At 43.6% G+C, this 21,648-nt stretch carries 23 protein-coding genes; 7 read left to right on the top strand and 16 right to left on the bottom strand.

All coding sequences use genetic code 11. The annotated features are described in order from the left end of the window. Positions 1-499: 499 nt before the first annotated feature. Positions 500-1,564, top strand: a complete 1,065-nt coding sequence (locus QXD64_04400) for an NAD(P)-dependent glycerol-1-phosphate dehydrogenase (protein ID MEM3396556.1) — start codon at positions 500-502, stop codon at positions 1,562-1,564. Positions 1,565-1,573: 9 nt separating this feature from the next. Next, entirely contained in the window at positions 1,574-2,002 is a 429-nt protein-coding gene (locus tag QXD64_04405) for a UPF0179 family protein (GenBank protein ID MEM3396557.1), read from the top strand. On the opposite strand, the gene QXD64_04410 is transcribed toward QXD64_04405, so the two are convergent. After that, positions 1,986-2,711 carry a hypothetical protein gene (locus QXD64_04410; protein MEM3396558.1) on the bottom strand — a complete coding sequence of 242 codons (726 nt, stop codon included), beginning with the start codon at positions 2,709-2,711 and terminating at the stop codon, positions 1,986-1,988. The genes QXD64_04405 and QXD64_04410 overlap by 17 nt on opposite strands. Positions 2,712-2,718: 7 nt before the next feature. Then, a complete protein-coding gene (locus tag QXD64_04415; protein MEM3396559.1) occupies positions 2,719-3,588 on the bottom strand; it encodes an ATPase domain-containing protein in 870 nt (289 codons plus the stop codon). An 86-nt stretch (positions 3,589-3,674) separates the two neighbouring features. Here QXD64_04415 and QXD64_04420 point away from each other — a divergent pair, with 86 nt between their 5' ends. Both QXD64_04420 and QXD64_04425 read left to right on the top strand, forming a co-directional pair. After that, a complete protein-coding gene (locus QXD64_04420) occupies positions 3,675-4,634 on the top strand; it encodes a hypothetical protein (GenBank protein ID MEM3396560.1) in 960 nt (319 codons plus the stop codon). Between the two features lie 51 nt (positions 4,635-4,685). Then, positions 4,686-5,462 (top strand): sulfite exporter TauE/SafE family protein, encoded by a 777-nt coding sequence (locus QXD64_04425; protein MEM3396561.1) that lies wholly within the window; start codon positions 4,686-4,688, stop codon positions 5,460-5,462. Positions 5,463-5,517: 55 nt separating this feature from the next. Here QXD64_04425 and QXD64_04430 read toward each other — a convergent pair whose 3' ends face one another. The 11 genes from QXD64_04430 to QXD64_04480 all read right to left on the bottom strand — a co-directional run bounded on the left by QXD64_04430 (position 5,518) and on the right by QXD64_04480 (position 14,654). After that, on the bottom strand, positions 5,518-6,372 hold the full coding sequence (locus QXD64_04430; GenBank protein ID MEM3396562.1) for a tetratricopeptide repeat protein: 855 nt from the start codon (positions 6,370-6,372) through the stop codon (positions 5,518-5,520). Positions 6,373-6,376: 4 nt separating this feature from the next. Continuing rightward, entirely contained in the window at positions 6,377-7,225 is an 849-nt protein-coding gene (locus QXD64_04435) for an enoyl-CoA hydratase-related protein (protein MEM3396563.1), read from the bottom strand. Next, positions 7,158-8,279, bottom strand: coding sequence for a CPBP family intramembrane glutamic endopeptidase (locus tag QXD64_04440; GenBank protein ID MEM3396564.1), 1,122 nt, complete (start codon positions 8,277-8,279; stop codon positions 7,158-7,160). Before QXD64_04440 ends, QXD64_04435 begins: the two co-directional genes overlap by 68 nt. Continuing rightward, complete coding sequence (map, locus tag QXD64_04445) at positions 8,276-9,166, bottom strand: type II methionyl aminopeptidase (GenBank protein MEM3396565.1); 891 nt, start codon at positions 9,164-9,166, stop codon at positions 8,276-8,278. The genes QXD64_04440 and map overlap by 4 nt, the downstream gene beginning before the upstream one ends. Then, positions 9,163-9,798 (bottom strand): MBL fold metallo-hydrolase, encoded by a 636-nt coding sequence (locus tag QXD64_04450; protein ID MEM3396566.1) that lies wholly within the window; start codon positions 9,796-9,798, stop codon positions 9,163-9,165. The genes map and QXD64_04450 overlap by 4 nt, the downstream gene beginning before the upstream one ends. After that, positions 9,798-10,337 carry a nitroreductase family protein gene (locus QXD64_04455; GenBank protein MEM3396567.1) on the bottom strand — a complete coding sequence of 180 codons (540 nt, stop codon included), beginning with the start codon at positions 10,335-10,337 and terminating at the stop codon, positions 9,798-9,800. The genes QXD64_04450 and QXD64_04455 overlap by 1 nt, the downstream gene beginning before the upstream one ends. Positions 10,338-10,525: 188 nt before the next feature. Continuing rightward, positions 10,526-11,170 (bottom strand): phosphate signaling complex protein PhoU, encoded by a 645-nt coding sequence (gene phoU / locus QXD64_04460; GenBank protein MEM3396568.1) that lies wholly within the window; start codon positions 11,168-11,170, stop codon positions 10,526-10,528. A gap of 9 nt (positions 11,171-11,179) precedes the next feature. Next, positions 11,180-11,932: a phosphate ABC transporter ATP-binding protein PstB gene (pstB, locus tag QXD64_04465; GenBank protein ID MEM3396569.1), complete on the bottom strand. Its 753-nt coding sequence runs from the start codon at positions 11,930-11,932 to the stop codon at positions 11,180-11,182. Beyond that, positions 11,920-12,762, bottom strand: coding sequence for a phosphate ABC transporter permease PstA (pstA, locus tag QXD64_04470; GenBank protein MEM3396570.1), 843 nt, complete (start codon positions 12,760-12,762; stop codon positions 11,920-11,922). Before pstA ends, pstB begins: the two co-directional genes overlap by 13 nt. After that, on the bottom strand, positions 12,759-13,670 hold the full coding sequence (gene pstC, locus QXD64_04475) for a phosphate ABC transporter permease subunit PstC (protein MEM3396571.1): 912 nt from the start codon (positions 13,668-13,670) through the stop codon (positions 12,759-12,761). The genes pstA and pstC overlap by 4 nt, the downstream gene beginning before the upstream one ends. Positions 13,671-13,685: 15 nt before the next feature. After that, the gene (locus QXD64_04480; GenBank protein MEM3396572.1) at positions 13,686-14,654 is read right to left on the bottom strand and encodes a phosphate ABC transporter substrate-binding protein; all 969 of its coding nucleotides are present in this window, start codon (positions 14,652-14,654) and stop codon (positions 13,686-13,688) included. A 69-nt stretch (positions 14,655-14,723) separates the two neighbouring features. Between QXD64_04480 and QXD64_04485 the strand changes: the two genes are divergently transcribed. Together QXD64_04485 and QXD64_04490 are read left to right on the top strand one after the other, a co-directional pair. Further along, positions 14,724-15,839 (top strand): PhoU domain-containing protein, encoded by a 1,116-nt coding sequence (locus QXD64_04485; protein ID MEM3396573.1) that lies wholly within the window; start codon positions 14,724-14,726, stop codon positions 15,837-15,839. 134 nt (positions 15,840-15,973) lie between these two features. Then, the gene (locus QXD64_04490; protein ID MEM3396574.1) at positions 15,974-17,779 is read left to right on the top strand and encodes a PQQ-binding-like beta-propeller repeat protein; all 1,806 of its coding nucleotides are present in this window, start codon (positions 15,974-15,976) and stop codon (positions 17,777-17,779) included. Here QXD64_04490 and QXD64_04495 read toward each other — a convergent pair whose 3' ends face one another. From QXD64_04495 to QXD64_04505, 3 genes are read right to left on the bottom strand one after another with little or no spacing between them, the layout of a single operon-like run. Next, positions 17,780-18,427, bottom strand: coding sequence for a histidinol phosphate phosphatase domain-containing protein (locus QXD64_04495; protein MEM3396575.1), 648 nt, complete (start codon positions 18,425-18,427; stop codon positions 17,780-17,782). A 9-nt stretch (positions 18,428-18,436) separates the two neighbouring features. Continuing rightward, positions 18,437-18,988: a KH domain-containing protein gene (locus QXD64_04500; GenBank protein ID MEM3396576.1), complete on the bottom strand. Its 552-nt coding sequence runs from the start codon at positions 18,986-18,988 to the stop codon at positions 18,437-18,439. Continuing rightward, positions 18,985-19,764, bottom strand: a complete 780-nt coding sequence (locus QXD64_04505) for a serine protein kinase RIO (GenBank protein MEM3396577.1) — start codon at positions 19,762-19,764, stop codon at positions 18,985-18,987. The genes QXD64_04500 and QXD64_04505 overlap by 4 nt, the downstream gene beginning before the upstream one ends. A 131-nt stretch (positions 19,765-19,895) precedes the next feature. Here QXD64_04505 and QXD64_04510 point away from each other — a divergent pair, with 131 nt between their 5' ends. Next, entirely contained in the window at positions 19,896-21,647 is a 1,752-nt protein-coding gene (locus QXD64_04510) for a DUF835 domain-containing protein (GenBank protein MEM3396578.1), read from the top strand. The last annotated feature ends 1 nt before the right edge of the window (position 21,648 follow it).

The raw sequence follows: 21,648 nt of genomic DNA on the forward strand, positions 1-21,648 counted from the left end.
TCATGAGATATCTATAAGATATCTTAAATATTTAACACTTTCTATGCCTCGGTGGAATTTTGAAAGACCCGTTTGAAAATTTATAAGAAAGATGTATCAGGAGCTTTGCATACTGGCATCAATTTTTAAATTTTAGCCAGCATCTTTCGGAGATACTGCTTTGTACCTTCTTATTTGTAGTTCCTGCACACAAAGCAGTACCATCTTTGATATTGAGGATACCACACAAGAGAGGGCTGTCCACAGTGTGGACAGTAATATGTATTTGAGGATGTGATATTCTCAAATGCGGCCGAGAGCTCATCCTTTTTCTGGATAAAAGGGTAAATCCTGCATTTTGGACAATACCACTGGTTTGTCTCACCCAACCATAAGAGAGGCGTTTTGCAATACTGACACAACGGAATCGGTGTACTCATGGTTGCTAATTACCGAAAGACCTAATATACTTTTCCATCTCATGAAAGCGAAAAGAATTTAACCTCTGAAGGGTTAAGAGATGATAATGGAGTTCACAAAGAATAAAGCGATGATATTTCCCAGAGCAGTGCTTGCAGGGCATGGGGTGCTCTCTGAAATCGGAAAATTGGCTAGAAATTTTGAGCTGGGACAGATAGGTCTAATAATTACTGGAAAGAAGTCAGAGAGCCTTGCAGGTAAGCCAGTCCTGGATTATCTCTCCGCAGAAAAATTTGATGTGCATCTAGCAATCGCAGGTGAAGCAACACGGGATAATGTTGACGAAATGAAGAAAGTGGCACTGGAAACTCGAGCAGCATTTCTTGTCGGTGTTGGCGGTGGAAGCAAGATAGATATTGCCAAGGTATGTTCTGCAGAACTTGGAGTACCATTTATTTCTGTCCCGACAATAGCATCCCATGATGGAATTGCTTCACCAAGAGCATCACTCAAAACCAATGGAATCTCAATTTCAGTAGATGCAAATGTGCCATTGGGGGTCGTAGCTGACAGTGCAGTGATTGTAAAATCTCCGTTTCGTTTTCTTGCATCGGGTTGCGCTGATGTAATTGCAAATCTCACTGCGATTCTTGACTGGAAACTTGCCTCTCGTCTCAGGAACGAGGAATTTAGCAGCACAGCAGCTACACTTGCGGAATTTACTGCCGAAACTATAATAGAAAATGCTAACCTGATCAAGCCCAACATAGAGGAGAGTGTTTGGCTTGCTATTAAACCAATGATCATCTCAGGCATTTCAATGAGTGTAGCTGGCAGTTCAAGACCTACAAGTGGGTCAGAGCACATGTTTTCCCATGCACTTGATGCAGTAACGCATGGGAAGGGTTTACATGGGGAGCAATGTGGTGTGGGTGCAATCATGATGATGTATCTCCATGGCGGAGATTGGCGTCGGATAAGGGATGCACTAAAAACCATTGGTGCACCTACAACTGCAGTAGAACTGGGTGTGAGCAAAGAGGAAATAATCACAGCTCTTGTGAATGCAAACAAGGTAAGACCAGACAGATACACAATTCTGGGTGATAAAGGTTTAGCCCCAGATGCTGCTGAAAAAGTTGCGAGGGTGACAGGAGTGATATGAGGTGAGAACATGAGCATAATTACGGCTGTCGGAAGCAACCAGGCAAAAGAGGGTTATGTTTTCGTTTATGCTGGGCCAGTGAACGAGTGCAGGGACTGCAGGTATAAGAACGCATGCATAAATCTTGAAAAGGGGAAGGCATACACTATTACCGCGGTGCGGAAAGATAAAACCCATGAGTGTAAAGTCCACGAACGCACAATTACAATTGTAGAGGTTGAGAAAGTGCCAATTGAGCGCTGCATTCCTAGTTCAAAGGCAATTGAAGGTAGTTTAGTGACACTTGAACAAAATCCATGCAAGGAATTGGACTGCGAACATTACAGAAAATGCAATCCTCTCCTCAATGAGCCAAATGAAAAATACAGAATTGTGAGCATTGTAGGGGACGCAGGATGCAGATTGAATAAAAACCTTAAAATCATTCAGGTTGAATAATCTCCTGGTAGGACCACAGTGGGTTAAGGCGAAGTTTGTAATCTATTTGAACTCGTTGGTTAATGGGCGAAGTTATAATAATTAACATACCTCCTTCCTTGAAATTCATTTCTTTGAGGGTTGCAGTGGCTCCTGGTTGCACTTCTGGCAAAATTGTATTTAGCTTCCGCACTATTGGCCTGCAAACCTTTCCCTCCCTTTCTGCATATTTCTTGTAAAGTTGGAAGAGCTTGTCAGTAAGATAATAATAATTCATCTTTTTGTCCTTGAGCACACGAACAAAGCCCTTATCCGTAAGGTTCTCAAGATGCTGGATATATACATACGCTTTGGATGGTTGTTCCATTGGTATGCTCTCAAGAATTCCCCTTTTGGAGATTCCATGAGCATTTGCGACCCTAGCCAGAATGGTGTGCATATCTGGATTTTGGAGCAGCGCAAGATCCTCTACATCTTCAGGGATTACAAAATCACTTCCGTAATACAAAATTTTTCCACCAATTCTTACACTTACTATCAATTTTTTTCCTTCTAGTTTTCTCAGGTACCAGCGTACTGTACTTTGTTTTGCTTCCAGTTTCTCTGCAATTTTAGTTGGATTCAAGCAGGGATAGTTAACCACAGTTTCCAAGACCGCGAGGGTCTCGATGTGTTTCTCACTTGTTATTTCATCGTATTTTTTTTGCAAACTCTTTCCAATACCACGCATGTTAACCCTACTCAAAATATTCTTTCAACCTTTCAATAAATACTCCAAGTTCTATTCCTTCAATATCCTTCATCGTGAGAGCGTCCAACAACTTTGCCAACTTCGCCTGTTTCTCCTTTGGAAGAACACCGAGTTCACGGATTATTTCCATTCTCGTAGATTCCGGGAGTTTTCCACTGAGAATGTTTTCTCCAGTATTGCGGAGAACCACCAGACCTATGTTTTTTATGAATCTGTAGTGGTGAGCGTTCTCGCTGTGTCTGGAAGAACGGTACTTGATCACCTTTAGTGTTCTGTAGGGTTTTACCTCTAGAGGTCTGTATCTTAGATGAATCACACAATCCGCCAAATACATGGGAAGTACTGTCTCAGCACCGGTAAGATTTCCAGCTGGTCCATGTTCCTCAAGCGTGCAAAGAACCGTGCCAATCTTTCTGGTTTCCTTCATCAGAAAGCTAAGAAGTTCTCGTTGTTCATAGAGGTCTTTGGTTGCCCAGATTACAGGGGTAAGTGGGTCAATTGCAATTCTTGCACCTGCACCACGCCATGTAGCTACAAAGTCGGGCAGTTCCTTTTTTATGAAATTTGTAAATTCTTTGCCTGTTGCATCAATAAATACAAGTTTTTCCTCATCAAGATAGTCAAGGATTTCGCCCCATCCCATCGCCACTGCTTCCTTAATTATCTGTTCTTTGTTTTCATCAAGGGTGATAAAAATTCCTTCAGTTCCCGTCTCCAATCCTTTTTTGATAAATTGCAGAGCAAATGTAGTTTTACCCGCACCCGCACACCCTATGACTGTAGTGGTAGAAAATTCGTTCAAGCCCCCGTCCAGAATCTCGTCGAGCCCTGGCACTCCGCTCTTTATTTTCCGCATGCGATGAGGTGATAACCTTTAGAATATATACCATTTTTGTTTGATTAACGCAAACCATATTATCCTCTTTTGCTTTTCCCATTTTCATGTTACAAAACCGAGTTTTATTCGGAATGGTGTTGCTGGCACTCGCTTTTGCATCCTTAGCTGGTGTTACTAATGGCGAAATAGAGTCGAAATCAATTGCTCCTACAGCAGTCAACGGAAACATAGAAGTGGGCATTTACCAGCTTTCAATTGGAAATTTTGATCTAGCAAAGGGAACTTTTGTGGCTGACTTCTATCTGGTTTTCAAATGGGAAAATGCCAGTATATCCCCTCTTTCATTTGAGTTCATCAATGGCAGGGCCGCATCCAAAGAGAAAATTTTTGAAAGCATTTCTAATGACTCCTGTGAGGTATGGTACAGAATCCAGGCGAACCTGTATATGTCCCCAGAATTTACAAATTATCCGTTTGATGCTCAGTATCTACCTATCATAATTGAAGATGCAAAAAACAACAACTCGATAATTTCCTACAGAGTAAGTGGTGATTTATCTGGATTTGATAACACTCTGAGTGTACCTGGCTGGAGGATAGAGGGTGCGGAAATCCATGTTGAAGACCACCAATATCCCTGGGGTGAGACCTACTCCAGAGTTGTTTTTGAGGTGAAGCTTGTGCGAGATGCTGGGGCAACCGCTGCTAAGCTCATGCTTCCCCCGATAATTTTCTGCATTGTCTCTGGGCTTTCGTTTTTCTTCAAAGCAGATAAGATTACTCACAGATTAGGACTTGGCACCAGCACACTGATTTCTGCAGTAATGTTCCACCTGAGCCAAACCACATCGCTGCCGCCGCTGCCCTCCCTTATCTTGATAGACAAAATTATGATTTCTGTATATGGCTTCCTAGCTTCTTCGCTTGTAGCCACAACTCTCATTTACATTGACGAAGAATTCTGGAAGCATGTGGACTACACCAAACAGGTGAACCGTTACGGAGCTGTCTTTACGATTGTGTTTCCGTTCGTGGTCTTTGCAGTACTCTACTATTTCGTTTAATCCTTTTAACTTTCCAGTATCTATATATACTTCTCTGCCTTCACACAAAACATGGAACTCCATCTCCTCGCGCTCTTGGTTCTCCTTCTCTTCCTGATTGCCTTCATTTATTCCAACATCGGGCTAGGTGGGGGCATGCTTTTTACACCCTTGCTCGTGGCTTTCGCATTCGCAGATAAGGACACAATTGTTTGCATCTCACTTTTTCTCGTATTCGCAACTTCAATTGCAGCTGCCTACAACCATTGGCGTGGCAAATTCGTGCAGTATCGCTATGCTTTCCTGATAGCCGCCTTTTCAATTCCTGGCTCAATCACAGGTGTTTTCATCGGTCTCCAGATTCACTATTCAATATTTTACCTTCTCTTTGCTATTCTCGCTTTTGCTGTGGGCGTTAAAATGCTGTATGATACAATGAAGAACAATACTTGCGTAGAAAAAAAAATTGAGAAAAAGGACTACATAATTGTCGCCTTGATTTCTTACTTTTCTGGCGTTGTTTCAGCGATTTTTGGTGTCGGAGGAGGTGTCTTCAATGTGCCAGTGCTTCTCTACCTCCTTTCCTGCAAAACCAAGGAGGCGAGCGGCACCTCCTCCTTCACAATCTGTCTCACGACCCTTGGAGGCATACTCACAAATGCTTTCCTGCTTCCTACATTTTCGACAGCAAGCTTTTCTGGCTTCTTACTAGCACCAATTGCCTTTCTAGGTGCATTTATTGGCTCTAGAATTGGAATAAAGAAATTTAAGGAAAAACCACTGAAAATAATTTTTATCAGCATGCTGTTCATTGCGGGAATCCAGATGGTGTGGGAGTTTTTAGGATGATTTTCCCTTCCCCTCTCCAAACCCCCTACTTTTTTTGCTTTTCCCCTGCCTTTTTCTATTTTTCCTTTCCACCCAATTTCTCCTCTTCGTCCTCGAGCCAGGAACCGCACTCTGCTGCGGTTTTGTAATCTTTAAGTGCACTTGCAAGTTCCATTGCACGCTTGTAATGCTTCGCAGCTCTGCTGTGTTCCCCAATGTGCGAATACGCATGGCCCAAATTGATGTGAGTAGGCAGAGTGCCAGCTACATCTCCAATCTTTTTCTGCAATTCAAATGCCCTGTTCAGATGCTCCAATGCCTTCTCATACTTCCTCTGCATCCCATAAATGATGCCCAGATTTCCATGACATACGATTTCGCTCTCAATCTCTGGAATCATTTTTCTGAGTTCGAGCGTTTTCTGGAATTCCTCAGCCGCCTTCTCCAGTTTCCTCTTTTCCAGGTATGCATTTCCCAGTTCCTCTCTCAGTTCCGCCTCGCATCGTTTATTCCCTTCAGCCACAAACATTGAAATGGCTTTGCAAAGATACTCAATCGCCCTGTCATACTTCCTCAGCTTTACATATCTTATTCCGAGCTCCCCGAGGTCGAAGGCAATCAGGTGCTCATCATCGAGCTTCCGGTGAATTTTCATTGCATACTCTACCAAATTCACGACCTTTTTGTGCTCGTCAGTTTTGGTAGCCACGCCAATATCAAGCATCAGTAGAAAACCCAGAAATCTCTCCTTTTCCTCCTGTTTCAAAAAACCCAGGGCAAGCTCAAATTCCCTGTCTGCCTCTTCCCACTTCCCCATTTCAACGAACCGCATCCCTCTCCCCAGATGTTTTGATTTCTCCTTATCTTTTTCTAATTCCCTCTCTATCTCTTTCACCGTTTTTCTAAACCCACGAACCTTTTTACCACGCAATTTCTCACTTCCTGAACTCCGGCTTCCTTTTTGCCAGAAATGCTTCAATTCCCTCCTTTGCTTCCCTGCCACTGAAAAGCAACGCAAAAGCCCTTGCCTCCATGTTCAACCCCTCTTGCAGGGGCAAATCCAGCGAGGCATTCATCAGATACTTTGCTGTTTTCAAAGCCACTCTGCCCAATCCCAGAAGTTTTCCAGCCAGTGCATCCACCTCTTTCTCAAGTTCCTCTGGTTTCACAACTCTATGCACAAGGCCCAGTTGTAATGCCTCAGCTGCATTTATCCGCTCGCCCAGCATTATCATCTGCTTCGCTTTAGCAATGCCAACAATCCTTGTCAGTTTCTGAGTTCCTCCGAAGCCAGGCACAAGTCCGAGCGTGATTTCAGGCAAACCAAGCAACGCATTTTCACTTGCAATTCTGAAATCGCAGCTCAATGCCAGCTCGAGCCCACCACCCAGTGCATACCCATTTATTGCTGCAATAACTGGAATTTCCATTTTCTCCAGCATCCCAAAGACCTTTTGGCCCTGCAGGGAATACTGCTCCGCCTCCACGGAACCAAACTCCTTCATCTCACTTATGTCCGCTCCAGCAACAAATGCCTTCCCTATTCCAGTTATCACAAGTACACCAACGCCCTCATCACAGCATGCCTCATAGAAGGCGCACTCAAGTTCTTTCAGCAGCTCACTGCTCAGTGCATTCAACTTCTCTGGCCTGTTTATCGCAACCAGACATTTTCCGTCTTTTTTCTCAACTTTCAGATACTTGTAATCCATTTTTTCACCCCATCTTCCGCTTTTCTCCACATCTAAGACATTCAAGAGTGTTACCGTCAATATACTTTGCATCAGTGGCACCACATCTCGGGCAGGTACCAACTGAAAACTGAAGCGAAACCAAGCCGCCTTCAACCTGTCTCCTGGTATCTTCTGATGCCCGAGGCGAAGAAACCAAGTTCATTTTCTCAAAGAACTTTTTAAGATACGCAAACAGGATAATTGGAGCCACAGCAATTGCAAACATCAGGATAACTACCTCTACGAATATGCCTGGCATGGCAAGGAGTTCTGCTGCGGGTGTAAGAATTTCCTTTACTGCGAGCATGTAGGTGATGTCCATGTAATCAAACGCAAAGTGCATCAGAATCGGTGCAAAAATTCCGCCTTTGAGATAAACATACCCGAATCCAAGGCCAGCGACGAAGGCGGGTAACACCTTGTAGATGTCCCAACCATAGAGAGCATGGGCAAGACCGAAAATCAGAGAGGAAATAAAAACAAGGATTCCAGAAATCCAGTCAAGCTTCTGTCCGCCAGTAAAAAATGCCTTGAAATTCACCTTCCTACTGACAATAAACTGGGCTGCAAACAGGGGTAGAGCGAGAAGCACAACCCTGACTGCGAATTCTTCGTAGATGGAGGCATTGGCAAGCAGCAGCATGTTTTCCCAGATTGGCTCAGTTTCAAATTCTGGTGTTTCAGGCGTTACATTTCCAGCAGAGAGCAGGAGATTGTAAACAATTGTGATGAACACAATTACGCAGAAAACTTCGCTGATTATGAGTAAGGGATTGTGCGAAGCAGTAAGCACATGTCTGCGTTCTCTTATCTCCTTCAAGCATCCGTTCCAGTTCAGCCATACGAGGAAAATTAAACCAAAGAAAAGAAGGAAAACCATGAAAAAGTAGTATGCAAGCACGAAATCGCCAGAGAGAGTGAAGAGGTGGATGTAATAGGGAACAAATAGACCAAAATCAAGTGAGGGATTGAGGAGAAGAATGTTTCTGGGCACAATGTAGAGTGAGTAGAGGAGTCCGAGATAGTTTGCGGAAATGAGCATCAGATAAAATCCAGCTACAAAAAGGAGCACTACGAATTTCATTGCTCTTGTGAGCATGCTCATTTGGTAATCACCTCACAACCAGTTTTACCGATAATCACAGTGTGCTCTGCTTGAGAGACTATGCCTTGCCTTGTATCTGACAAAATAGCGTATTCATAGAGAACTCCATACTTTATCAACTTGCTGAGCTTTTCCTGGGCATGCGCGTCCAGCTTCAAGCACCACCTGGGTGAGAAAGGCAGCGTAGCAAAATTCTGCTTGAGCATTGAATAAAATTCCTGAAGCTCTGGCTCCAGCTTTCGCTCCCTCACAATTCTCAGAATGTTACTTTTGCCATCAGAATCAACATAACCACTGCCTGTGCTTGCAAACGGCTCTATCGCCAGAACATCGTCTGCGACAATCACATCTGTATTGTTATCCAGAATGTTTGGAACGCTTTTACCTCCATGGAGCAGATACCTCTTGATTTCATGGCCTGTGAGATTTGAAACTGGCACAAAGCCAAGGGCCCTGATTGTTTCTTCTACTTTCCCGCCGATTTTTCTCACAGGCATAGCATGATTACATAGCCCGACTGCGTTCTCAAGGGCAATGTTTGCCGCATCCACAAGCATCCTGTAGCTCTCGCTTCCGCCTGCCTCAACAGTTATTGCAGTATCTGCAATGTAGCCATCCACATGCACACCCACATCCACCTTTACCAGGTTTCCGGAAACAATTTTTTTCTTATCATTGATTGCTGGCGAATAATGGGCTGCCTGATGGTCTGTGGCTAAATTTACAGGGAATGCTGGCTTCGCTCCTTTTTCCAGAATGTAATTCTCGATTTCCTCTGCAACCTCCAGATAGGTTTTTCCTTCCTTGATTAAATTCATACCTAGATTTCTCGCCTCACTTGCAATTTTTCCTGCCTTTCTGTATTTTGCCAGCTCTTCCTCATTCAAGAAAAAGCACCTCTCAGAAATTCGAGGGCGGAAGTTATGTGCTCATGCCCATCTGTCTCAGCATAGCCCTCATGTCCGGGGAAAAGCCCAGCCACATCAAGTTTTTCCAGGATTTCAATCGAGTGGAGGAGCGCCTGATAATCACCTGTGGGCAAATCCCATCTACCAGTTGAGCCATAGAGGAAAACTGTGTCACCGGAAAAAAGCCATTTTTGTGTTGGAAAGTAAATGGAAATGCTACCTTCCGTATGTCCGGGTGTAGAAATAACCTGCATCTCCTCCCAGTTAAATTCTTTCACATCTAGCACTGTAATTTCAGGCAGTGCCATTCCGAACGCGTACGCGCATGTGCTTCTCCCATCCCTGGAGTTTATTGCCTCTGCCTCAATTTTGCAGGAATAAACTTTTGTGTTGAAATGCCTTGCAATCGTTTCAGCCCCGCCAATGTGGTCCATGTGCCTGTGTGTCAGAATCAGTGCGTCAAGTTTTTTATTTCCAAGTAATGCTGCAATCCTCTCTATGATTGCCTCCAATTCTACTCCTAGCCCAGCATCAATTAAGACATTCCTATTTCCTTTCACCAAGTAGATGTTTGAACTATAGCCCTCTCCAAGGATTGGATAAACCTGCATCACCATCGCTCCTGATGGAGGTATTCTTCAATAGGTGCACGCTTTCGCATTTCTGGCTGTTCGGCAGGATAGCCAACAGGAATAATTATTACAGGTCTTGCATACTCTGGTATTTGCAGGATTTTTCTCACCGCTTCCTCGTCAAAAGCCCCTACCCAGCAAGTTCCAAGCCCATGCTCAAGGGCTGCAAGCATAATCAGCATTGCAGATGCGGCTGTGTCCTGATATGTGTAGAGCGTTGTCCCTCTGCTTCCATACCTTTTTATTTTCTTTTCATTCGTGCAAATGACAATATCCACTGGTGCTTCAGCTACAAAATCCTGATTAAGTGCTGCCTTTGCCAGTGCCTCTCTTGTTTTTTTATCTCTCACCACTATGAAGTCCCTTGCCTGCAGGTTGCCAGCAGAAGGTGCCATATTTCCAACTTCAAGAAGTTTCTTCACAACCTCATCAGCCACATCCTTCTCCTGATATTTTCTCACAGACCTTCGGTTTGCAATCGCATCCATCAATTCCATGGGTTCCTGCATTCTATCCATAAAAATAAACCTTTCTCAGAACCCTTTTCAGGGTGCTTCGCACCCCGAAAAGGTTTCATCCAAAATGGGGGTAGGTTCGGAGATGCTGAAAGCATCCCCTTAATGCGGGTTAGCGTAAGGGTGCCAACCCTCGGGGGTTACCGTAAGGGGCGTAGCCCCTCGTGGTACCGTAGGGTGCAACCCCGTAATCATACAATCATAATCTTTTCTCCTGTCTCCATGTACACAATTGATTTGCAGAGGTATGTGGTGTGGTCTCCAATTCTCTCAAGATAGCGGACGATCAGTACACTTGAGATTATACATTGTGTGGTTGCTGGCGTGTGAGCAGATAATCTGTCAAAGAAGTCAAAGTACATTTTATCCAATTCGTGTTCCCGAGTAGAAATGTTTTCTGCAAGGGTCGGTGAATAGTTCTTAAGTGCATCTATGCTCATTTTTACCATCGCTAGAGTTTTTTCTCCCATTTCTGTAATGTAATCAACAATCCATGGCTCGCAATGGCATAAGCCACCAGTACGCCTGTTCGTGAAGGAAATGTCTAATGCATATCTTCCAAATCTGGCAAAATCATATGCAATTTTCATCGAGGACTTGATTTTTCTCAGGTCTGATGCCACAGGTTGATACCTAGCAATTATCTCTACCACTTTCTCCTCTACAGCATCTTCCATGCTCATCAGCTTGTTTGAAATTTCTCTTACCTCACTATAGTTTTCTGTACAGGTTATGCATTCAGAAATTGCGAGCGATACCACTTTGTAGGCCAGTTCGCCCATCTCATACATCATGTTGGATAGTTCGTCCAAGCTTGCTTCAATCATTCTTGTCATTTCATCACCTCATCCAAATTCTCCTGTGATGTACCTTTCTGTCAGCTCGTGCTGGGGATTTTCGAAGACCTCTGTGGTTTTCCCATACTCCACAAGCTTACCCATGTAGAGAAAAGCCACATTATCCGAAACCCTTGCCGCCTGCTGTACATTGTGAGTGACAATGATCACCGTGTATTTTTTTGCGAGCTCCTGCATTAACTCCTCGATCTTTGCAGTTGCAATAGGGTCCAGCGCACTGCAGGGTTCATCCATCAGGATTACATCTGGCTTTACAGCAAGTGCCCTTGCAATGCAGAGTCGCTGCTGCTGTCCACCGGACAAACTGAATGCACTCTCGTGCAACCTATCCTTCACCTCATCATACAGGGCGGCTCCTTTTAAGCTCTCTTCCACAATTTTTGTCATGGTCTTTCCATCAGCCATCTTGTGAATCCGTAATCCAAAAGCCACATTCTCAAATATAGATTTCGGCAGTGGGTTCGGTCTCTGGAAAACCATGCCAATGCGTCTTCTCAACTCATATACATCTGTTTTTTCGTCATAGATATTTTTGCCATCAAGGTAAACTGCACCTTTTGTCTTGCAGCCCTCTATGATTTCGTTCATTCTGTTGAGACAGCGAAGTAATGTGCTTTTTCCGCATCCGGAAGGGCCCATTATCGCAGTTACTGCATTTTCCTGAATTTCCAAACTTATGTCCTTGAGGACATGATTGTTCTTGAACCAGAGATTCAGCCCTTCTATTTTCACCTGAGCCATGGTTGTTTCCTCCTGTAGTGAATTCTGAGAATGATTGCAGCTACTGCAAATACAATCACAATAATGAAAAGGACTAAAGCTACACCAAAAACCTTGTCGGGTGTTTCACCGAGCGCCACAATTTTGACATAGAGATTAAATGCTAGAGCCATAATAGGGTCGAGGGGTGTTTTTGGAAGTCCGCGTGTCACCATCACGCATGAAGTGAAAAGAATTGCAGCGGTTTCACCAGCCACTCTTGCAATACCTAGCAGGATACTTGTAATTATCCCTGGTGCAGCTGCAGGGAGGGTTATAGTATGGGATACCTGCCACTCAGAAGACCCAAGTGCAAGGGCCCCCTCCTTGAAACTGCTGGGAACCATTTTTATCGCTTCTTCAGACCCTCTTATCACTATGGGCAGCATCATCAGGGAAAGGGTGAGCCACCCGGCAGCAAGGGAGATTCCAAAACCAAGCTGTCTGCAGAAAAAGGCATACCCAAAAAGTCCAATGACAATCGAGGGAAGCCCAGCCAGGTTGTTGATGGCCTGGTCTATCAATCTAGTTATTCTATTCTTTGGAGCATACTCAACGAGATAAAGGGCAGCCAACACACCTATTGGGCCTGCAACGGCAGCAGAACCTAGAAGAAGATAGATTGTCCCTATGACCATTTCAAACATTCCGCCGTTCAGCACAGGGGTTGTGAGGGACGAGGATGAAAGTGTGCCTGCACCAGAAAGCAAAATTGCAGTTATCCAGAGAAAGGCAAGCAGGCAGATTGCAGTGCAAAGTCCGAAGATTGAAAATATTGTCAACTCCTTTGTCCGTTTCCCTCTGTGTCTCATTTTTTCGCTCCCTTTTTGCTTCCTTTATTTATGATAATATCCGCTAGTGTATTCACAATGAATGTGATGATGAAGAGGATTAAACCCAACCCGAACAATGCACTGTATTCCAAACTTCCAACAGAAGCCTCACCCATCTGCATTGCAATGGCACCAGTTAGAGTGTAAACTGGAGATAGAAAGTTCCATGGAGGCGAAGGAATAACCGCGGTGTTCCCAGCCACCATCAAAACAGCCACGGTCTCACCGATGGCTCTTCCAAACCCCAAAAGAATTCCAGCAATTACGCCTGACTTTGCGGTGGGCAACACCACATGTCTAATTGTTTGCCATTTAGTGGCTCCCAAAGCCAGTGCGGCTTCTTTGTAGTCCTTTGGGACTGCAGAAATTATCTCACTGGAAACTCCAACGATTGTGGGTATGGTCATTATTGCAAGAATGATTGCTGCAGTCAGCGCTACAGTGCCGCTCGGAATGGAAAATAATGACGCAATGAACGGTGCAACAACCAGAATTCCTATAAATCCGTAGATGATTGAGGGAATGGAGGCGAGAAGTTCTATCATTGATTTTAGAATGTCTTTGATTGAAAATGGCACAATCTCTGATATGAAAACAGATGTGCCAAGGGCAAGGGGAACTGCAATAGCCAGTGCACCGACAACAATCATCAAGGAACCGTAGATTAACGGCAATGCTCCATACAAATCAGAATTTGTCTCCCAGACGGGACCAACAACAAAACCCACACCGAACATCAAGAGTGCCTGGGCACCTTCTTTCAGGATAAACACAAGCATCAAAAATAAGAAAATTATTGAAATAAAACTGGAGAAAAAAAGAAGCCCTCTCACTGGCTCCCTTCGGATGGATTTAAAAAATTTCATCAGTTTAAATTTTAGTGCCATGGTATCACGACACGCTTAGTTTCCGTGGAGGTAGGGCAGCTTCAGATACCCATTTTTTTCCACGATTTGCTGTCCATCCTTTGAAAGGACAAAGTCAATGAAACGGTCTGCTAACGACCCGCTCTTTGGCTGCCCGTTTGTCACCAAGTAGAGGTACCTGGAAATTGGGAAGTCGCCCTTTGCAATTGATTCTTTTGTCGGAGTAACGTATGGCATTCCATCCGCCTTTGCTAAGGAAACTGCATGCATGTTGCTGGAGAGGAAACCGAAGCCAACATACCCGATTGAATACGGTGTTGTCTCCACCTTGGTTCTGACTGCAGGATTACTGGGCTGTACACTGGCACTGGATACTACAGTATAGTTCCAGGGATGCATTGTAAACTCTTCAAATGTGGCTCTTGTACCAGAACCGGGCTCTCTGACCACAACAATAATCTCCTTATGGGGAAGATAGGGCTTCACCTCATCCCAGTATTTATAGACCCCTCCAAAGATTTTACCGACTTCTTGCAATGTCAGGTTAAGGGGTGCACTTGAATTTCCAACTGCTGGATGTACTACCACACAAACTGCATCTAAGGCAATCTGGTGTAGCCAGAGATCCACACTCTTGTTTTTCGCCTTCTGGATTTCGTTACTCTTCGGGTCTCTGGAAGCCATGCCAATGTCAACAACTCCATCAATAATGTTGCTGTAGCCAACTCCAGTGCCACCACCCTGAACTGTTATTGTTACACCCGAGTATTTGTTCATCATGACCACTGCACTCTCGTTTGCAATCGGGAGAACCGTGGTAGAGCCAGAAATTTTTATGCTCTCAGTTCTCCATGCACTGTCCTCATTATTCCCTCCGCTTTGCTGTGGTGTCACACTGGCCATTCCGACAAAGTAGCCACCGAAAAACCCTATTGCCAACAACACAACAATCGTTGCTACCAGAGCGCCTGTTCCAATTCCTGCGTTTTCCTTCCGCTTTATCATGGTTTCACCTGTTTATGTATATGGTGGAAAAACCTATATACTTTGTCCGAATAGGGTATAGTGATAAATATGAACTATATAGATAATACGGAAAATATAGAGAAATCTAAGACAGGGGAGCAAACTCACGAAGAAGTGAGAAAAATTCAGTTTACTGGTAAGTCCACCTATGTGGTTTCCTTACCGAAAAAGTGGGTCAGTTTCTGGGGACTGAAAGCTGGGAGCCAGGTAACGATTTATCAGAAAGGAGACTCTCTGGTTCTGACACCTCGTGGCTCTGGACGCCCTCAAGAACGCTCAAATATCGCATTGATTAAAGTTTCCAGTGACGACGAAGCCGATGCTATTGGAAGAAAGATAATTGCCCTCTATCTGCTAGGATACAAATATATCTATATAAAAACGGATGAGAAAAGTATAGATACGCTCCAAAGAACGAGAATAAAAGACCTGATAAGAAAAAAACTGGTTGGTACAGAGATAATATCAGAAACAGAAGAAGAAATCAAAATACAGGTGTTGGTGAGATACCCAGACCTCTCAATCGAAAATGCATTGAAAAGAATGTGCCTCATCGCTAGTTTCATGCACGAAAAATCTATTCAAGCATTGAAGAACCAAGATAAGAAACTTGCAAGCGAGATAATAAATCTAGATGATGAAGTGGACAGATTTGGATTATATGTTGTTCGCCAGTTGAAAGCGGCTGTGGTAGATGAGCAGGTACTCCAGGAGATAGGGCTATCGAGCCGTCAGGATTGCCTTGGCTACAGAGTGATTGTGAAATTTGTAGAAAGAATTGCAGACCATGCGACTACAATTGCTAAATCTATAATAGAAACTGATATTAAGATTACCGATAAGGAATATACACACATTCTCGAGATGAGCAATCTTGCAAGAAAATCATTTGAGGATGCAATTAAAGCCCTTTTCACTAAGGATTGCACACTGGCGGAAGAGGTGATTTCAAATGAAAGAAACACTGTGATTATGGAAGGGCAAGCGATAAAAGAGCTCCAGTCAAGAAGAAAAATCTCAGAGATAGCCAACATGAGAATGATTTTAGAGAGCATAAGAAGGTGTGCGGAGTATGCTTGTGATATTGCAGAGGTTGTGATAAATCTAAATATCGAAAATGAACTAGCAGAGAAAAAGAATTTTCAACGAACCATTAATAGTTAGGAGAAGAACATTGACATTATTCAATTTTTCCAGTTTATTTGGGATACTGATTTCTCAGAAAAGTTTATCGGTAGAAAGTTAATCTCCTGAGAGAAATGAAACATGCATCTGTTGGCTTGCTAGCTCAATTTCTCATGATCTGGTTGTTCATATCTCCAGCTTTGGCTGTCTCTTTTCCGCAAACTCAGGAGGAGGCGACATTGTTTCCGACCACTACAAGTGGCTGGTGTATGTATATGGGAGACCCAAGAAGAACTGGCTTTGTGGATACCTACATTCCAGCAGAGGTAGAAGTAAGGTGGGAGAGATGCCAACCATCAATTTCAACCACTTCCGTAGTTTCCGATGGAATCTATGCCTATCTGACGCCTCAAACTAGCAATCTCACAGCGGTTTCTGTAGAAAGCAATACAACCTTGTGGGAGTATGCTGTGGGCACTGTGTTTGCTACGCCTCTGATTGTGGACAATTTTCTGATTGTGGGGAATGCAGAGGGAATTCTCTACTTTTTCGAGCGATACTCTGGCTATCTTCATAGGCAGGTGTTTATTGGACATGGGTGCTACCAGCACCTGCTCTACTGGAACAACACTATATTTGCAGCAGGTAAAAACTGGTTGACCGCGGTGGATGCCGACGGAACAATTCTTTGGTCGCAGTACTTTGAAAAAGAAATCACAGTGCCACCTCTTGCATATTTAAACTCTCTTTACATTCTAACTGAAAACAAGATTTGGTGTTTTAACCAGAATAAGACAATCTGGGAGAGAGAGTTTAATATGAATTTCACATCTGCAATGGTCGCCTCTGGCAATCTCATAGTAACAACCGAAAATGGAAAAATTCTGGCACTGAACGCTTTGGGAGGAGAAACAAAATGGGAGCAGGACATGGGTTGTGAGGCCTTTTCTCCTGCCTACTCTAATGGACTTCTTTTTACGGCGACCAGAAATGGCACTCTTTACACACTCTCTGCTCAGGATGGTTCTGACCTCTGGAATTTTTCCACTGCTTCTGAGTGTTTCCAGTCACCCGTGGTAAATCGCTACAACATTCTCTTCGCCTCTGGCAATACCCTTTACTGCTTGAAACAGAACACTGGTGAGGTAATCTGGTCGATTGGATTTGATGCAAATCTAATTAGTGAGCTTTCCCTCGTCTCCTCAAATATTTTCGTTGGAGATTCTCAAGGCAGAATTTACTGTATTTCTGCACCGAAGCCAGAACTCAAGGTTTCCGTCTATCCTTCTCAACCCACACTTTACGAACGTACCCAGGTGAGAATTACATTCTCTGTAGTTGCAGGAATAATGCCTGCGATGAATGCATCTGTAAATCTTTCGGTGCCTGCTGGGGCACTCTCCAATTACTCTGGTTTTACAGATGCTGATGGAATTTTTGCAGTGGTTTACACCGCACCTGCAGTGAAAAATAAAGAAAACATCACACTCAGTGCGATTTTTTCGTTTCCCGGGTACAGAAACACGACGAAGAACATTACGATTACGGTGCATCCCACCCCCTCTGTTGAATTAAACTTGAGTTTGGAGGAAATGCCTGTTTACGCTGGTAGCACAGTTAAAATCAAGATTACTGTGTTGCGGGATGGAAAACTGGTTCAGGGTGCAAGTGTATATGCATGGTGTGGGAATGAGGTGATTGCAACGGGCTACACTGATGCAAATGGGTCTTTTGAATTTACTTACAGAGTGCCTGAGGTGCGAGAAGAAACAACGATTAAGATTGAGGCGAGAGTTTATGGGACAGTCAGTGCCCCTTTCCTTGAGAAAAACGCAACTCTGAGCATTGTGGTTTTACCATTACAACATGGAGAGGAAGGCAGAGAGACCCAGATTTATGCATCACTTGCAGTTGCATCTGCTCTTCTTCTTTTATTTGCATTCTGGAATTTTTGGGAGTGGCGAAAAAGTAAACTCTGATCATTTCAGAAATCTTCTGGGATTTTGCTCAAGTGCAATGTATGCTTCCTCTCCAGTAAGACCTGCTCCGAGTGCTACACGGTATGCTTTTACCAGGGAAAGGAGGTCATCGAAATCATGGGCATCAGAATTAACCACGAATTCGGCTCCCGCCCGCTTTCCCACTTTAACCACATGCCCGTTTGTCAGGCAGTGTCCCTTCCGTGATGAGATTTCCAGAAGGATTCCATGCTCTTGGGCGTGTTTTGCGGTCCTGTATGTGATTAAGCCAGGATGGGCAATTATATCCACATCCTCGCAGACAGCAGCAATTTCGTTTGTGTTTTCAGGGACTGGTTCTGCAAGGGTTTCTCCATGCACAATCACCACCTTTGCACCTGCTTTTTTAGCCATGGCAGCAAGTTCAGGGATTGACTCAGGAGGCACATGGGTTAACTCAACACCTGGAATCGCTATTATTTTCCAGAATCTGTTAACAAGTTCACATTCCGCTTTTACCTTCTTCACAACTTCAACCACATTTGCACCGCAATGGTCTGTGATTGCAATTGCTTCATGCCCGAGCACCTCAGCCCTTCTTGCCAGTTCTGTGGGAATAAAGGCACCGTCACTCAGCACAGTGTGGGCATGAAGTTCAATTCTTCCCAAGTTTTCACCTCAAGGAGCAAAACCCATTTCGTATATTCTGAGTTCTTCTCTCTTTCTTTCAAGGAATCTATAGACAGTGCTGTGCTCGCTACCGTTGAGCAGCATTTCAATTGCTTCTTTTGCAATTCTGAAGTTCTCATACTGACCAATAATGCTCACAGTGTGCCCGTAGATTGAGACCTCAGTGCCAGTTAATTCCTCAATTATTCTCCTTGTTTTTCCATTTTTCCCTATCAAGCGTGCACGAATTCTAACCAGTGCTGCTTTGCTTTTCCCGGTGTACTCCTTTATGTCTATGCACTCAAAGTAAGTATCTTCTTCAAAAATTTTTCTGGCTCTTTCTGGGGAAAAGCCCCGACCCACTGCCACCACATAATCTCTCAATTTGATGCAAAGAAGTGGGTCATTCAGGGCGGTTGCATCAATTGTGGTCTCTCCCGTCTCAGAATCTACAAAAATCTTGACACCATATTTCTTTTCAATCTCCTTCTTCGCTCTTCCCTCTTCACCAATCAATGCACCGATGCGCTCTGTTGGAATTCGCACATAAAATACACTCATTTTTTCAGCACCTCCAGCATTTCGTTGAGCAATTGATTTTCCTCAAGTTCAACGCCAAGTTTTCCAAAGTATCTTGCAATGTTGAACACATCTCTCCTCAATAATTCAAAAAATCTAGGATGCTCCTTTGTCACTGCCTGGCCAACATCTATTATGTAAACTTTTTTTCTAAAATAGAGCATGTTGAATTCGCTCATGTCCCCATGCACAAGCCCTGACTTGAGAATGAGTTTGTACATTCTTACCACATCTTTGTAAGTTTTTTCTGGATTCTCCACTTCTACATCCTTTATCATGGGCGCAGGAGCACTGTTCGTGCCTATGTACTTCATCACTACAATGTTGTCCAGAAATTCCAGTGGTTCTGGCACTCTAACTCCAGCATCAAACATGATTCTTAAATTCCTGAATTCCTTCTGTGCCCATGTGAAGATGATTCTTTTCCTGTCCTTACCCACATACTTGAATCGTCTATCCCCTCTTATGTAGTCACAAATCCTGTTGAAATTGGCGTTGCCTACCCGATAAATTTTCACAGCTACATTTCCGTACTTTTTCCCGCTCGCCTTGAATACATTACCTTCCTTGCCTGTGGAAATTGGGTAGTCCAGAGTATCAAAATATCCATCGTTCATCAGCTTGTAGAGGGCGAGCATCAGGTCTCTTGTGAATACTTCATTCTCAATTTTTCTCCAATCACTGGTTTTGTCCCTAAGATTGAGTTTCGCAATTTCGTATTCCATTCGCTGGATTTTTTTCTCGTCCACGAGTGTCATCACACATCTTATTAGGGAATGGGATATTAAGGTTTTGGATTTGACCATTTTGTGTGTTCTGGTTCAGCACATTGAATCCTTTTTAATACAGTGTCCCAATCTTTATATCGGTTAATACATTCTAATTGATAATGGAAATAAATCCCTACGCTCTGCCTCCTGCAATCTCAATTGTGGTTCATCTGGTCTTTATTGCAGTTTTGTTGAAGAAGACAAAGGCAAAACAGATAATAAAAGCATTTCTTCCCTTCTTCTCCTTTGCACTTCTCTGGGCAATTTCTGAGTTCGTAGTTCGTTCATTTGTTGTAACGCCAGATAACTATATGGGGGCATGGAGTTATCCCTATGCTCTCTTTTTCGGAAAATTGACCTGCATTGCGGTCATCGGTATTTTCCTCACGGGTGTCTATCTCTCCTTCATATTTCCAATCAGAAAAATCACACAGAAGGAAGAGAAATTGCTCGTAGCATTCATGATTGTCTCAATGGCAATTATTTCGCCTGTGATTTTATTCACGGATGCAATGGTAGAAAAAATGGTATATTACTGGGCGGGCTACGGGAACGACTTTGGGCCTCTCCTCACCTACCTCCTTTTCCCACTGTTTGTTTTTGTCGGTGTTCTATTCTACAATTTCATTACATCTTACATTGATGCCCGAACCAAAATCGAAAGAGCCCAGATAAAATTAATTGCAATTGGCGCTGCAATCTTTGCAATCACAGCACTGCCTACAGGTGTTTTTAGTGAGTATTTGGAGAACAGTAATTTTCCGATTTATGGCGTTCCTTCTGGTACTTTCTACATTCTCTTTCTTGATGCGTTTGTGATGTATGCTGCAGTAAGATACAGATTGTTCACAGTAGAGGCAGTGGTGGAGGAAAAGCCGGAAGAGATTGCAGTGCCTGAAGCTGGTGTCGAAATTCAAGAGGGGGATGTTGTGCTTGTTAACTCTGTTGATGGTGAAAATGGATTTGAAATTTTTCGTGGAATTACCAATCGAATGCCAGGTTTTTGCATTACCACAAAACATCCAAATGAGGTGAGAAAGAGTTTTGGGTTTACAAAAATTCCCATTATCTGGCTCTCGGAGATCACCTCAAAGGAAAATGTGATCGAGCCGATAAATCTGGATTTTGAAATTGCCTACCATGTTTTCAGTTTTGTCAGAGAAGGCGAGAAAAGAGCAGTTTACATGGACGATGTGGACTATTTGATCACCATCAATGGATTTGAGGCGGTGCTGGCTTTTCTCAGCGCTGCAGCTGAGGAATCCAGAAAAAGAAACTCAGTTCTTATTTTCTCAACATCCATGACTGGCTTGAGTGCGGAGCAGCAGCATCTTCTCAAGAAAATTGCAACAACCGAAATCTGGCAGGAAAAAAAGGGGAAGAGGATGCCAAGGGAAGCGTTCGGTGTGAAAGAGGGCTCCGCAATCCTTGTAGAAGCACTGAGCGAGCAAAGGGAGGCCATAAAATCAAAAATATCTGGCTATCGGATTCTTGGCGTTAGTGCCCACTTTCCTACAAAATTTAAACGGGGCTTTCCAGTAGGGACAGAAATGGATTGTATATGGATTACTGAAACCACGCACTACGAAAAGGCAATTTCTGCAAAAAAGATGGAATTTGAAGTTCTCAGGGAAATTCTGAACTTTATGCGAGGCAACGCAGGAAAAGGACTTGTTTACATTGATGCAATCCCAGCATTTCTTATCACAAATGAATTCGTGTCTGTGCTTAAATTCGTGAAGGACATTGTGGATTTTGCCCATGAGCATGGATGCAAGGTGGTCTTTGAAATTCCACCAGATTTGTTCAAGCCCTCTGAAAAATTCCTTTTTGAGCAGAGAATGGATATAATCTACACCAACGCAATTTAAT

This window comes from Thermoplasmata archaeon (genome assembly GCA_038874435.1).
GTDB lineage: Archaea > Thermoplasmatota > Thermoplasmata > Lutacidiplasmatales > SKW197 > SKW197.